9 protein-coding genes are annotated in these 14,641 nt (G+C 44.5%); 6 read left to right on the forward strand and 3 right to left on the reverse strand.

Annotation, left to right across the window (positions count from 1 at the left end):
• Positions 1–97: 97 nt before the first annotated feature.
• Positions 98–592, reverse strand: a complete 495-nt coding sequence (locus G5B12_RS13695) for an HD domain-containing protein (protein ID WP_021976382.1) — start codon at positions 590–592, stop codon at positions 98–100.
• A gap of 409 nt (positions 593–1,001) precedes the next feature.
• On the opposite strand from G5B12_RS13695, the gene G5B12_RS13700 reads away from it, so the two are divergent.
• Complete coding sequence (locus G5B12_RS13700) at positions 1,002–1,580, forward strand: HD domain-containing protein (protein WP_174088499.1); 579 nt, start codon at positions 1,002–1,004, stop codon at positions 1,578–1,580.
• 50 nt (positions 1,581–1,630) lie between these two features.
• Here G5B12_RS13700 and G5B12_RS13705 read toward each other — a convergent pair whose 3' ends face one another.
• A complete protein-coding gene (locus G5B12_RS13705) occupies positions 1,631–2,176 on the reverse strand; it encodes an NADH peroxidase (RefSeq protein ID WP_021975927.1) in 546 nt (181 codons plus the stop codon).
• 106 nt (positions 2,177–2,282) lie between these two features.
• A complete protein-coding gene (locus G5B12_RS13710) occupies positions 2,283–2,687 on the reverse strand; it encodes a Fur family transcriptional regulator (protein ID WP_021975926.1) in 405 nt (134 codons plus the stop codon).
• Positions 2,688–3,044: 357 nt separating this feature from the next.
• Between G5B12_RS13710 and G5B12_RS13715 the strand changes: the two genes are divergently transcribed.
• The 5 genes from G5B12_RS13715 to G5B12_RS13735 all read left to right on the forward strand — a co-directional run bounded on the left by G5B12_RS13715 (position 3,045) and on the right by G5B12_RS13735 (position 14,549).
• Positions 3,045–3,638 carry a DUF3793 family protein gene (locus tag G5B12_RS13715; protein ID WP_021975925.1) on the forward strand — a complete coding sequence of 198 codons (594 nt, stop codon included), beginning with the start codon at positions 3,045–3,047 and terminating at the stop codon, positions 3,636–3,638.
• A gap of 29 nt (positions 3,639–3,667) precedes the next feature.
• The gene (locus G5B12_RS13720) at positions 3,668–4,093 is read left to right on the forward strand and encodes a flavodoxin (RefSeq protein WP_119248193.1); all 426 of its coding nucleotides are present in this window, start codon (positions 3,668–3,670) and stop codon (positions 4,091–4,093) included.
• 649 nt (positions 4,094–4,742) lie between these two features.
• Complete coding sequence (locus G5B12_RS13725; RefSeq protein WP_021975923.1) at positions 4,743–5,498, forward strand: threonine/serine exporter family protein; 756 nt, start codon at positions 4,743–4,745, stop codon at positions 5,496–5,498.
• A gap of 79 nt (positions 5,499–5,577) precedes the next feature.
• Positions 5,578–6,024 carry a threonine/serine exporter family protein gene (locus G5B12_RS13730; RefSeq protein WP_021975922.1) on the forward strand — a complete coding sequence of 149 codons (447 nt, stop codon included), beginning with the start codon at positions 5,578–5,580 and terminating at the stop codon, positions 6,022–6,024.
• Positions 6,025–6,473: 449 nt separating this feature from the next.
• Positions 6,474–14,549 (forward strand): leucine-rich repeat protein, encoded by an 8,076-nt coding sequence (locus tag G5B12_RS13735; protein WP_174088501.1) that lies wholly within the window; start codon positions 6,474–6,476, stop codon positions 14,547–14,549.
• Positions 14,550–14,641: the final 92 nt, after the last annotated feature.

Genomic DNA, 14,641 nt, shown 5'->3' on the forward strand with positions numbered 1-14,641 from the left:
ATAAGAAATTAAAGATCACAGAAATGTGAAACCAAAAAACAGGGTCTGTCAGAAATGGCAGCCCTGTTTTTTGTTGTTTCTGTCAGAAAAAATCTGATCAGGCCGGATTGATGACGATCCGGTTCCGTCTGGCCAGAGCAATGGCGATATGACAGCCTTCCGCGATGGCACAGGCTTTATCGGCAAAGCTGATGATCCAGGCTTCTCTGTTGCGTGGAAGAGGTCCCAGAGGGAACATATGTGAGAGAATTGCGTCCAGTTCTCTGTCCGTCATATCAAAGTGAGTGGCACTGTTTTCTGCGGCAGCTTTCGGGTGATAGAACGCCTGATGCTCACCGGTCGGTGTCTCTGCTTTGAAATCGTAAGGACAGAAATCGTGGAGAAGTCCTGCCCTTGCGGCGGCTTTCTCGTCACATCCCAGCTTCCTGGCAATGAACCAGGAGAGGTAGGAAACATTGATACTGTGCATGAGCCGAGTGGTCCACTGGTGGTGGGTGTACAGGCTCAGCTTCAGGAATTCTCTGTTGCAGAGGATGTTTTTCACAAGCTCATGATATTCCTGTGAGACCTCGTCCGACACTGTGATATCCATCGGCAATCACCTTCTTTCTTCTGTTTATAATTTCATTATGACGCTTATAGCGAAAAATGCAATAAAATTTATAGTTTTTTTAGAAATTAGTTGGAACAAATTTTTTTAGACTTTGCTGTGGGGTGTCGATCAGAATGTGAATGCCAGTCGCATTGGAGGTTTTGTCCGGAAGGGATGTATGGTATAGTTTAATCAAATCAAGTAAGTCCCCTGCTTAAATTGCGAAAAGCAATAAGCAGTGGGTGGGGGCTTGCTTGTATCAGGAGGAGTGAAAGCTCCTCCTGATAAACTGCGGAGCAGTTATTTGGTGTAGAGCTACGTAGCGAAGCGGATTGCGAATATCCGCTTGACTCAGCGAAAAAAATATTGTCGAGAGACATTCTTAAAAGACTGAGGAGGGTGAATGGATATGAAACCTGAAAAACTGATCGAAGTACTTTCCGTTGCAGAAAGATTAAAAGATGCGGTGCGTCATTGCTACACATCCGGTGGAAGGCGGGAGAGTGTTGCGGAGCATTCCTGGAGAATTACACTGATGGCTTATTTTGTCAGCGATGAGTTTCCGGAGGCAGATCTTCTGAAGATCATGAAAATGTGCCTGATCCATGATCTGGGAGAAGCTTTTACCGGGGATATCCCAGCCTTTGAAAAAACGGATAAAGATTCGGAGAAAGAAGCCGATGTGCTGGGAGAATGGGTGAAGACTCTGCCGGAGCCGTTCGATAAAGAGATGGCGGAACTGTATCAGGAGATGGAAGCGCAGCGGACTCTGGAAGCCAGAATCTATAAAGCGCTGGACAAGCTGGAAGCTCTGATCCAGCATAATGAATCCGATATTAAAACCTGGATCCCGCTGGAATATGATCTGCAGATGACTTACGGAGATGAGCAGGTGAAATTCTCAGATTATCTGACAGAGCTTCGTGATCAGGTACGCGAGGACAGTGTGCGGAAGATTGAATGCAACAGAAAAGAGGGAACCATATAATCTGGCTCCCTCTTTTAAAAATCTTTATTTTATTATTTTATGCGGATTTCTTATTTACCGAAGTATCTCTTAAGCAGACCGGCGAATGCTTTTCCGTGTCTTGCCTCGTCCTTAGCCATCTCATGTACTGTGTCATGGATTGCGTCAAGGTTAGCAGCTTTCGCACGTTTAGCAAGGTCAAATTTACCAGCTGTAGCGCCGTTCTCAGCCTCTACACGCATCTGAAGGTTCTTCTCTGTGCTGTCTGTTACAACTTCACCAAGGAGCTCTGCGAATTTAGCTGCATGCTCTGCTTCCTCGTAAGCTGCTTTCTCATAGTAGAGACCTACTTCCGGATATCCTTCTCTGTGAGCAACTCTTGCCATTGCAAGATACATACCAACTTCAGAGCACTCACCCTCGAAGTTTGCTCTTAAGTCTGCAAGAATGTCTTCGCTGACACCCTTAGCTACGCCTACAACATGCTCAGCTGCCCATGTGAGCTCGCCTTCCTGTTTCTGGAATTTGGAAGCTGGTGCTTTACATACTGGACAGGCTTCCGGTGCCTGCTCGCCTTCATAAACATAACCGCATACTGTACATACCCATTTAGCCATAGTAATGATCTCCTTTTCTTATTGAAATTTATTGTTTAGTTGTGTTTCTTCTTAATTAATAATAGTAATTATTACTGTTTTATAGTAACATGTGATCTTTATTTTGTCAAGACTGTTTTTCTTCTTTTTTAAGGCATTCCTTGCAGATTCCATAGAAGCTTGCATCTACGTCAAAAACCTTGCCATGGACAAATTCTGCGGCTGCCTGCTCCAGAATTCCATTGAGACTGTCTGACTGCATATCGATCACCCGGTTGCACTTCGTACACATGAAATGTGAGTGCGGTGCGACGCGTCCATCATAGCGGTCCGCGCTTCCGAAATTGGTCAGCTTCCGAATCTCGCCGATGTCACTGAGAAGAGAAAGATTACGGTAGACAGTTCCGAGACTGATATTCGGATAAATCTGCCGAAGATTCTCGTATACTGTATCTGCCGTTGGATGATCTGTTCTGGATCTCAGAAATTCCTTGATCGATTCTCTCTGACGGCTGTATTTAAGTGCTGCCATAATATTTCCTCCCTATCAGTAATAGTAATTATTACTGATATTATAATATACGACAGGACTTATTTTGTCAAGAGTTTTTGCGATAAAATTCTATACTAATTTTCTATTATATATTTGTGTATATTTGCTTTACATGGTCAGATGAAGTAAGGATATTTTTATTTGTCTGCTCTGATCGGAAATAAAAAAAGTATCTGTCAGACTGTTTTATCAGGTATATTTTGCCCATAATGATGGGATTTTATCAGTAAAAAATTCTTATTGAAAATTTTAAAAAAATAAGTTGACAGAGACTAACTTTAGTAGTATATTTACAATAGTTAGAGAAATCTAACTAAAGCGTAAAGGAGAATGCAAATGACTTGTGAAAAATTTGAATCTGTCATAGGTTATCATTGTTCCCCTGTTTTAATGGGAATGAAACCGGCGAATCTTGTTTCTTTTTCCAAAGAGAGGATGCCGGAGCTACCGGAGATCATTTCGGATTATAAGGAGGGTCTTGAACGGGAGGGTATCCGTATGGAGATCATCTGTGGATGCAGGAAGCATTATCTACTTCTGGTGTACCGGCCGGATATGCTGCAGGAATATCTGGCGCAGGATGAGGCCAGGAATCTTTTGCTTCAGGATGGCTATAATATAGATGGTTCTCTGGATGAGATGATTGTCCGTTTGAAGGAGAGATTTTTTCATAAGACGGAGTTTCCTCATGAGATCGGGCTTTTTCTGGGGTATCCTATTGAGGATGTGAAGGGCTTTCGGAAGTTCGGGGGCAGTGGCTGCAAGATGTGTGGTTACTGGAAGGTTTATGATAACGTGGAGCAGGCTCGCAGGGTTTTTGACAGTTATGATAAGTGCCGGGAGTTTACTGCGGCGCAGATCCGTGCGGGGTATTCGATTTTGCAGGTTGTTGGTATGAAGCATCTCTGTACATCTCAGATGTGCGTATAATATAAAGTTTAAAACAGGAGGTTTTTGAGATGAGCAAGGTAGGAATTATTTACTGGTCTTCTACAGGTAACACAGAGGCTATGGCGCAGGCTGTTGAGGAAGGTGCCAAGGCTGCTGGTGCAGATGTTGAGATTATGGAAGTGGCTGATGCTGATGTGGATAAAGCGCTTTCTTTTGATGTTCTGGCTCTTGGTTGTCCGGCTATGGGGGATGAGGAGCTTGAGGATGGTGAGTTTGAGCCGTTTTTCTCTGATCTTGAGGGTAAACTGTCTGGTAAGAAGGTTGCGCTGTTTGGTTCCTATGACTGGGGCGATGGTGAATGGATGAGAACCTGGTGCGACAGAGCTAAGGATGCTGGGGCTGAGCTTGTTGAGGATGAGGGGCTTATCTGCAATAATACTCCTGATGATGAGGGATTGGCTGCCTGCCGTGATCTTGGTGGCAAGCTGGTTTAAGATGTGATTAATTGAATATAGAGCTGAGCATTGGATTTTGGGAGTCGCCTGGATTGTTTGTCTGGGCGGCTTTTTTCTTTGATAATAAGGTACGGACGCTGGCAAGGCGTGTGCTGTCCGGCGCCGGGGCTTCGTCGGGGGCTGACTTCTAAGCCGCTGAAAATCTGCACCCCTCCTGCAGAGCCGTCGCCAGACAGCACACGCCTTGCCAGCTGGTGTTTCAAGACGGAGAGTATGAGGCGGCTGCTCGGGAGGTTGGATTAGGGTGTGAGGTTGAGTGGTTTCCCGGAGGTTGGATGAGCCGTCAGCGCTTCGCTGGACGGCTGGGAGGAAAGGCTGAGTTTCCTTGTGGTCTGACGGGAGGTGGTGGGGGCCGAGGCGCTTCGCTGTCGGCTTAGAGGTATTGGGCGCTTCGCTGTCGGCTTAGAGGTATTGGGCGCTTTGCTGTTGGCTTAGAGGTATTGGGCGCTTTGCTGTTGGCTTAGAGGTATTGGGTGTTTCGTTGTCGGCTTGATGGGCGTTGGGAGTTTGTTGCTTTGAGGAAATATAGAAGAAATGAATATTTAAACGTGGGGAACTTGGTTGCTTTTGATATTTAGCTGTCCTAAAATAGATGGGGATGAAATAGTTGTACAGGGAGGTGTGCCGGATGACGAGGGATGAGGCGGAGCAGTATTTGTATTATGCGATGACGATTGGGGAGCAGCTTCTTTGCTGTGGTGCTGAAGTTGGGCGTGTTGAGGATACGATCCGTCGTATCTGCCTGGCTTATGGTGCTTCCCGGGCGGATGTTTTTTCCATTACTTCCAGTATTGTGACGACGATTTATGGTGAGGATTTCGGGATTTGTACGCAGACGCGGCGGGTGCCGGGGATGGCGAATGATCTGGGGAGGCTGGATGATCTGAATCAGCTTTCCAGATTTATCTGTGAGTTTCGACCGAAGCCGGAGGAGATTCAGAGGCGGCTGGATGTGATCCGGAATAAAAAGGGATATTCTTTTCGGACGCAGATTTTGATCTATGCGGTGATCTCCGGGTCGTTTTCTGTTTTTTTTGGCGGGGATCTTAATGATATGATCGCTTCGGCGTTGATCGGTATTGCGTTGAAGTTGTTTGAGGCTTTTGTGAAAATGGGGGCGCTGAATTCGCTGCTTACGGTGCTTTTGTGTTGTGGAGCGGGTGGTGTCCTTTCCAATCTTACTGTGCTGATCGGGCTGGGGCATCATGCGGATCTGATCAGTATTGGTAATATTATGTTGCTGATTCCGGGTATTGCGTTTACTAATTCGCTGCGTGATATGTTTTCCGGGGATACGATCACGGGTTTGATCCGGTGTATGGAGTCGATTTTGCTGGCGCTGGTTGTGGGACTTGGTTTTACAGCGGCGAATCTGTTGTTCTGAGGGGGTTCAGGCAGAAATGTGATCATGGCGAAGAACGGTAACAGAGACAACGGTGTGTCCATGAATATGGAGGAAAAATATGAGAGAGATCATACAGCTGATTGTATCCTTTACAGGGTCGCTTGGTTTTGCGGCGTTGTTTAATATACATGGTAAAAAATTGTGGTTTGCGGCTCTGGGGGGCTGTTTGTCCTGGGCGGTTTATCTGGCGGTGGAGTTTGTGACTCCCAGTCCATATGTCTGTGGTTTCTGGTCAACGGTGGCGATTACTTTGTATGCGGAGTGTATGGCGAGGGTTCACAAGACGCCGGTTACGGTTTTTCTGGTTTCTGCTACGATTCCGTTGATTCCGGGGGCGGCATTGTATCGTACTATGAACTGGATGATGATGAAGGACTGGGCGAATTTTCAGAAGGACGGGATTTATACGATCCTTTTTGCGGCGAGCATGGCTGCAGGTATGACGTTGACGACCATTGCTTTTCGGATGGTTTGGCGGTGGATGTACAGGCAGAGACGGATGTGAGTGTATGAAACGCATGATAAGGTGGAATTTGGATGGCGATATCTATCTGATCTGGATGTAGATGTGGAATGATAGTTAATGACACATGGCAGGAATGAAAACTGCTGTGTGTTTTTTTTATGCCGAATGTGTAGTATGAATATTTGATTAACTTATAAGAGATTATTTGGGAATGTTCCAGGGATATGGAACTGGCTTCCGGACAGGATCAACTTACGTCGGAAGGGATTTACACTGTTGAAAAAATTAGACAAATTCTTGCAGAAACAATCAGCAGTAGTGCCAAATCTGCCGGAAATGCCTGGTTTGGCTTTGCTTTATTTGGGGATGTAGGGTAGAATTGTGATATAGAGTGTGAACGTAAGTTATGAAGTGTTTGCGTTCATATACATGTAGCAGAGCGGAATGTGAATGTCCGCTTTATTGGACAAAAGACAGGAGGATGGGGAATGAAATTGAAACAGGTTCTGGCAGTTATGCTGTCATCTGTGATGGTCTTGTCTGCGGCTCCGACAGAGGTTTTTGCTTTTGATGATCCGGGATTTCTGACGGACAGTTCCGGAGGGATAGCAGATGGAGAAGCAGGACAACTGGAGGCTGGAAATGCCAGTGCGGCATCTGCAGAAGCAGATGGGAATTTTGACGAAGGTGCGGCGCAAGAGGATATTGCAGAGAGGACATCTGATGTAAGTATGGCGCAGGGTGATACTGCGGATGCAGCGTCTGGTGGGAATGCAGTGCAGGGAGATATCTCAGAGGCGGCATCTGATGGAAATGCAGAACAGAATAATATTGCGGATGTAGCTCCTGATGGAAGCTCAGGACAGAATGATATCTCAGATGAGATATCCAATGAAGAAGAACTTCAGCAGGATATGCAGGGAGGTGACTCTCTGGAAAAAGAGGAAACGGATGCAGCTGCGATTGATGTGTTTTCGGATGGGGAGAGTGCAGATTCTGTAGATACGCAGACTGCGAAGAGTGTTACGGCCAGTGGAGCTGTAAATGATAATGTTACATGGACTTTATATGAGGACGGAGAGCTGGTAATTTCAGGAAATGGTCTGGTACCTCCATATTATAGTGAAACATCGGTACCATGGAACAGTTACAAGAGCCAGATAACAAGTCTGACAGTGGAAGATGGAATTACATATATTGGCGATTATGCTTTTTTCGGATGTGGCATTCTTGAAAACGTTACAATTGCAGACAGCGTTGTAGAAGTTGGAAGAAAACTGTTTGAGGAATGTACAAGTCTGGAGCATGTAACATTATCGAAAAATCTTAAAGCAATTCCGGAATGCATGTTTACAAAATGTGTGAGTCTTACCAGCATTGATCTGCCGGACAGTATTATAACAATTGGGGAGCAGGCTTTTGCATATTGTACGAAACTGCAGAGCGTTAAAATCCCGGATAAAGTTGCGACAATGGACTGGGGCGTTTTCTGGGAATGCAGCGGTCTGACAAGTGTAACACTTCCAGAGGGACTGGCAAGTATTGGAAATGGTGAGTTTGAGAATTGCGAAAATCTTACAGAAGTTGTGTTGCCGGAAAGTCTGTCAAGTATGGGGACAAACGTTTTTTACGGATGCAAAAAACTTACGAAAGTAAATATTCCTGAAAAAATATATACAATTCCAGGCTATACATTTGAGGACTGTATCAGTCTGGAAAGTGTTAATATTCCGAATACAGTAACGAGAATCGGAGAAAGAGCATTTTGGGGCTGTAAAAAAATATCAGAACTTGTTCTTCCGGAAAACATTACCAATATAGAACAATATACATTTTATGGCTGCATCAGCCTGAGATCTGTTAATATTCCGAATAATGTAAGGAATATTGACCAGTATGCTTTTTATCAATGTCAGTCTCTGGAAGAAATAACAATACCAGATAAAGTAAAAAGTATTGGAACAGAAGCGTTTGGTAATTGCAGCAGTTTGTCGGAGGTTGTACTGTCAGCTGAAGTTACGGATATACCGGTAGGGTTATTTGATGGTTGTACAAATCTTCAGAAAGTTACGTTGTCAGACAGCATAGAGAATATTGGAAATGGTGCATTTTCCCACTGTAGCAGTCTTCAGTCCATTAATATTCCGGACAATGTAAAAACGATCGGAGACAATGTATTTGGTAATTGCAGCAGTCTTCAGTCCATTAATATTCCAGGCAGTGTAAAAAGTATTGGTGCAGAAGCTTTTGATGGGTGCGTAGCGCTGGAAACTGCGACAATTTCGGACGGTGTAGAGAGCCTTGGAGATATGGCATTTTATTATTGTGAAGAACTGAAAGAAATTGTGCTGCCAGACAGCATTAAAAATATTGGGGAAAAAATATTCGGTCAGTGCCATAAACTCAGAAAAGTAACATTATCAAAAAACATTTCCGGTATTACAGAGGGCATGTTTATGGGATGCCATCACCTTGAAGAAGTTACAATACCGGAAGGAATTACAAGTATAGGAAAAGACAGTTTTTCGGAAGCTGGAAACAGTATTCTTCTTATACCGAATACTGTAACAAGTATCAGTAAAGAGGCTCTTAATTCCAGCTGGGGTCTTTCAGTTATCAGATTTACCGGTTCAAAAGAAGAATGGGATAAGCTTGGTTTAACGAGCAGCAATATTCACAACGCAACTGTTTATTATAATTACGATCCAAACCATGAACATTCTTATGAACCACATGTCATAGAAGCAAGCACATGTACAGAAAAAGGCCTCCAGAAGATGGTATGCAGTCTTTGCGGAGATTCCTATAAAGAGGAAATTCCGGCTGCCGGACATAAAGAGGTTATTGACGAGGCAGTAGCACCGACCTGTGAAGAAAGTGGAAAGACAGAAGGAAGTCACTGTTCTGTATGTAATGAGATCCTGAAAGAACAGGAAGAAGTTCCACCTGCCGGACACACAGTGGTAAAAGACGAAGCGATAGAGGCGACCTGTGAAGAAAATGGAAAGACAGAAGGAAGTCATTGTTCTGTATGTGGAAAAATCCTTCAGGAACAGCTGGAACTTTTCCCGGCGCTGGGACATGACTGGGAAGAGAGTGAAGTCACTCCTGCAACCTGTACAGAGAAAGGTGAGAAAAAATACACCTGTAAAAGATGCCAGAAAACAAAAACCGAAGAAATTCCGGCAACAGGCCATACGAAAGTCATTGACGAAGCAGTAGCACCAACTTGTGAAAAACCGGGAAAAACCGAAGGAAGCCATTGTTCCGGATGTGGTGAGGTTTATCAGAAACAGGAAGAAATTCCGGCAACCGGACACAGTTGGGACGAAGGAAAAATAACCAAATATCCTACGGCAACAGAAGCAGGAGAAAGGACATATACCTGTAAATCCTGCGGATCTACCAGAACAGAGGCAATTGACAAAGATAACAGTGTCCGTGCATCAGGCTATAATGGCTCGATCAGCTGGATTCTGTATAAAGACGGGAAACTGGTATTTAAAGGCGATGGAGCAATATTGAATCAAAGTGATACTCTGGAGCCATGGAACAGTTATAAAAATTACATATTTGAAGTAAGTGTAGAAGATGGGATCACGGAGATAGGAGAATCTGCTTTTTCAGGATGGAATAATATTGAAAAAGTTACAATTTCTACAAATGTTACAGATATTGGTTCAAATGCATTTTATAGCTGCATAAGTCTTGAAGAAATAAGTTTGCCGGAAGGACTTAAAAGTATTTCCAGCCAGGCGTTCCGGAATTGCAGTAACCTTATAGAGGTTATATTTCCTGAAAGCCTTACAAAAATTGGAGAAAGAACTTTTGCAGAATGCAGTAAACTAAAAAAAGCGGAACTTCCGGAGGAAATCAGTGAAATTCAGGAAGGTACTTTTGACGGATGCCGGAACTTAAAGCGTGTAATGCTTCCGGATAATGTAAAGTACATAAGAAGGCAAGCGTTTTATGGCTGTGAAAATCTTGTTGAACTGACACTGCCAAAAGATCTGAAGGAACTTGGAGCAGAGACTTTTGGGGATTGCAAAAAAATCACTTCGATCACAATTCCGGAAGGTGTTACAACTCTTCCAGAATATCTGTTTAATACCTGCGAAAGTCTTAAAACTGTTACAATCCCTGAAACAGTAACAGAGATTGATCAGAGAGCATTTCAGAACTGCAGCAGTCTGACAGGTATTGAATTACCGGGCGGTATTATCAATATACAGGAAGGGACATTTTCCAATTGTACGGCGTTGAAGGAAATTGTGATACCGGAAAATGTAAGAAACATTGGTGATAATGCGTTTGAAAGGTGTTCTTCGCTGGAAAAAGTAATACTTCCAGCTGTGTTGAAAAATATTGGAAGTGGAACATTTGCTTCCTGTAGCAGCTTAAAAGAAATTACAGTTCCGGACAAAGTCAGCAACATTGGAAGCAGTGCATTTTCCGGTTGTTCCAGTCTTGAAACTGTGAAACTTTCAGAGAAGCTTACAGAAATCAGTGATAACACATTTGAGTATTGCTCCGGTATCAGAAGAATTGAAATACCGGAAAGTGTAACTGATATCAACCAGAATGCGTTTAAATCATGTGAGAATCTTAATATTATCACAATCCCGAATACGGTAACTGATATTGCAAACACCGCTTTTGCAGAGTGCAGTGGCCTTTCCGCGATCCGATACACCGGCTCAAAGGCAGAATGGGATAAATATGGTTTAACAGAAGATGATATTAACCATGCAACGGTGTACTATAATTATGATCCGAACCACGACCATTCTTATGAAGAAACGATCATACATCCGGCATCCTGCACAGAAACCGGCCTGAAAAAGATGATCTGCAGTCTTTGCGGAGAGTTTTATGAAGAAGAGATTCCGCTTCAGGAACATAATGTGGTGATTGATGAAGGTGTAGCAGCGACCTGTGAAACAGCAGGAAAAACCGAGGGAAGCCATTGCTCTGTCTGTGGTACTGTGCTCAAAGCCCAGGAAGAAATTCCGGCTACCGGACATACGATAGTTGAAGATGCATATGTAGCACCGACTTGCGAGACACCGGGAAAGACAGAAGGAAGCCACTGTTCTGAATGTGGATATGTTTTTCAGACGCAGCAGGAAATTCCTCCGACAGGACATAGCTGGACAGAAAAAGAAATTACAAAAGAAGCAACCTGTACCGAAGATGGCCAGCGTACACTGATCTGTATGAACTGTGGAAACACCATGACAGAAAGTATTTCCGCTTTAGGCCATGAGAAAGTAAAGGATGAAGCCATAGACCCGACCTGTGAAACACCTGGAAAGACCGAGGGAAGCCGCTGCTCCAGATGCGATTTCGTATTCCAGGCACAGGAAGAGATCCCGGCTCGTGGACATGCCGAGGTAACAGATGAAAGAATAGAAGCGACCTGCGAAACAGCAGGAAAAACCGAAGGAACCCACTGCGAGATCTGTGGAAAGATCTTAAAAGAACAGGAAGAGATTCCGGCAACTGGTCACACAGAAGTAGAATTGGTAACCAGGGCAGCAACCTGTGAAGAACCAGGAAACGCAATAGTATATTGCAGCACCTGCCATAAGATCCTTACCGATCAGAAAGAAGTTCCGGCAACAGGCCATACCGAAGTCATTGATAAAGCCGTAGAGCCAACCTGTACCGAAAATGGAAAAACCGAGGGAAAACATTGTTCTGTCTGTGGAAAAATCCTCGAATTCCAGGACGTGGTTCCGGCAACCGGCCACGACTGGAAAGCAGAAGAATCCCATCGTGAGCCAACCTGTACAGAGGAAGGTGAACAGAGTTACACCTGTACAAAATGCCAGGGAACCAAAACAGAAAAAATCCCTGCCCTGGGTCATACAGAGGTGATCGATGAAGCTATAGCACCGACCTGTGAGGAAGCAGGAAAAACAGCAGGAATCCGCTGTTCTGTATGCAACGAAATTATAAAAGCGCAGGAAGAAGTTCCGGCAACCGGTCATAAAGAAGTAATCGACGAGGCCGTAGACCCGACTTGTGAGAAAACAGGAAAAACAGAGGGAAGCCACTGTAAGACCTGCGAGAAAGTTTTAAAGGCCCAGAAAGAGATTCCGGTACTGGGTCATAAAGAAGCTGAGATCATAACAAAAGAAGCGACCTGCGAAGAGGCAGGAAACATTCTTGTATATTGCAGCACCTGCGAGAAAGTTTTAAATTATCACAAAAAGATTCCGGCAACCGGCCACAGAAAAGTAGCCGATGCAGAGATCGCACCAACCTGTGAATCCATGGGATGGACAGGCGGAAGCTACTGTTCTGTATGCCAGAAAGTCCTGGAACCACGAAAGGGAATTCCACGTCTTGCTCATACAGAAGTAGAAGTAGTAACCAAAGCAGCGACCTGTGAGGAACCGGGAAATGCCCTGGTATACTGCAGCAGCTGTAAGAGAATCCTGACGGATGAAAAAGAAATTCCGGCAACCGGCCATACGATCGTGACCGATGAAGCAGAAGATGCAACCTGTGAGAAACCAGGAAAAACTTCAGGAAGCCATTGTTCTGTCTGCGGTAAGGTGTTTGAATCTCAGGAAGAGATTGAGGCATCTCCGCATACAGAAGTCGAAGTAGTAACAAAAGCCGCAACCTGTACAGAGCCAGGAAATGCGATGGTATTTTGCAGCACCTGTCATAAGATCCTGACCGATAAGAAAGAAATTCCGGCGACAGGCCATGATCCGATAACGGTTGATCCTGTAGTACCAACCTGTACCGAAGATGGAAAAACTGAGGGAATCCATTGCTCCGTCTGCGGTGAAGTATTAGAAGAGCAGAAAATAATCCCGGCAACCGGTCATAACTGGGAAGCAGGAGAAATTGTCAAAGAAGCAACCTGTACCGAAGAAGGTGAGCAGAGCTACACCTGTACAAACTGCGAGAAAACCAGAACAGAAAAACTTCCGATGATCGAGCATCAGGAAGTAACCGATGAGGCAGTAGCAGCAACCTGTGAAGAATCAGGAAAAACCGAAGGAAGCCATTGTGCAGTCTGCGGTAAAGTACTGAGAGTTCAGAAAGAAACGCCATCTCTTGGACATAAAGAAGTCATTGATAAGGCCATAGAAGCCACCTGTGAAACAGCAGGAAAAACTGAGGGAAGTCATTGTAAGATCTGCGATAAGATCCTGAAAGCCCAGAAGGAAATTCCGGCACAGGGACACAAAGAAGCGGAAATGGTAACCAAAGCAGCGACCTGTCAGGAACCGGGAAATGCCCTGGTATACTGCAGCACCTGCCACAAAATTCTGAACAGCCATAAAGAGCTTCCGGTAACAGATCATAAAGCAGTGATCGATAAAGCCGTAGCTCCAACCTGCGAAGAATCCGGAAAGACCGAAGGCAGCCATTGCCAGACCTGCGGCAAAGTACTGAAAGAACAGGAAAAAATTGCGCCAACCGGACACACAGAAGAAGTAACCGATGAGGCAACAGCCGCCACCTGTGAAACACCAGGAAAAACGGAAGGAAGTCATTGTTCCGTCTGCGGCAAAGTACTGAAAGAGCAGAAAGAAATTCCGGCTCTTGGCCATACAGAAACCATTGATCCGGCAGTAGCAGCGACCTGCGAGGAGGCAGGAAAAACGGCAGGAAGTCATTGTTTTATCTGCGGTAAAATACTGAAGGAACAGAAAGAAGTTCCGGCAACCGGTCATAAAGAAGCGGTTACAGATAAGGCAGTAGAGCCAACCTGTGAAACACCAGGAAAAACGGAAGGAAGCCATTGTACAGCCTGCGGAAAAACTCTGAAAGAGCAGCAGGAGATTCCGGCATTGGGTCATACAGAAACAATGCTTGTGATAAAAGCAGCTACCTGTGAAAAAGAAGGAATGGAAATTCCGTACTGCAGTGTCTGCAAAAAGATCCTTGGCGAGCAGAAAGAAATTCCTGCAATTGGCCACAGCTTTACAGCATGGACTACAAAAACAGCAGCAACAGTATTCAAACCGGAAGTTCAGACACGTATCTGCGATACCTGTCAGAAAACAGAGACCAGAGATTATGGAAAGAAATTAACACCATATATGAAAACTTCCGTAACTTCACTTCTCTTAAAGACAAAACAGAAAACGACAGTGCTGAAAGTTTCCGGCCTGAAAAGCGGTGACTCCATCGTTTCCTGGAAATCCAGTAATACAAAGGTTGTCACAGTATCCGGAAAAACGAATGGAACCAGCACAGTTACAGCCGGTGCATTGAAGGGAACTGCAACGATCACGATCACATTAAAGAGTGGTCTTAAGAAAACAGTGAAAGTTACTGTTCAGCCGACAACTGTAAAAACAACAAAAATCTCCGGAATCCCGGCAGGAGTAACTTTAAAGAAAGGCCAGAGCAGGGTATTACAGCCAGTTCTCGCTCCGGTAACAAGCCAGGAAAAAGTAACTTATACATCCAGCAAAACATCCGTAGCAGTTGTAGCTTCCAACGGCAAGATCACCGCAAAAGCAAAAGGAACTGCAGTGATCACCGTGAAATCCGGAACCAAAACTGTGAAATGTAAAGTAACCGTAAATTAATCACGACAAACGCATGAGTAAATAAATTGTGAACACACCCCTTTTCTAGTAAAATAAAAGAAAAAGGGGTGTTATTTATGCAGGAATTATTA

Origin of the sequence: Blautia sp. MSK.20.85 (assembly GCF_013317245.1) — a bacterium.
GTDB lineage: Bacteria > Bacillota > Clostridia > Lachnospirales > Lachnospiraceae > Blautia_A.

Coding starts and splice junctions, on each gene's coding strand:
- G5B12_RS13695 (WP_021976382.1), bottom strand. CDS start 592: ATGGATATCACAGTGTCGGACGAGGTCTCACAGGAATATCATGAGCTT.
- G5B12_RS13700 (WP_174088499.1), top strand. CDS start 1,002: ATGAAACCTGAAAAACTGATCGAAGTACTTTCCGTTGCAGAAAGATTA.
- G5B12_RS13705 (WP_021975927.1), bottom strand. CDS start 2,176: ATGGCTAAATGGGTATGTACAGTATGCGGTTATGTTTATGAAGGCGAG.
- G5B12_RS13710 (WP_021975926.1), bottom strand. CDS start 2,687: ATGGCAGCACTTAAATACAGCCGTCAGAGAGAATCGATCAAGGAATTT.
- G5B12_RS13715 (WP_021975925.1), top strand. CDS start 3,045: ATGACTTGTGAAAAATTTGAATCTGTCATAGGTTATCATTGTTCCCCT.
- G5B12_RS13720 (WP_119248193.1), top strand. CDS start 3,668: ATGAGCAAGGTAGGAATTATTTACTGGTCTTCTACAGGTAACACAGAG.
- G5B12_RS13725 (WP_021975923.1), top strand. CDS start 4,743: ATGACGAGGGATGAGGCGGAGCAGTATTTGTATTATGCGATGACGATT.
- G5B12_RS13730 (WP_021975922.1), top strand. CDS start 5,578: ATGAGAGAGATCATACAGCTGATTGTATCCTTTACAGGGTCGCTTGGT.
- G5B12_RS13735 (WP_174088501.1), top strand. CDS start 6,474: ATGAAATTGAAACAGGTTCTGGCAGTTATGCTGTCATCTGTGATGGTC.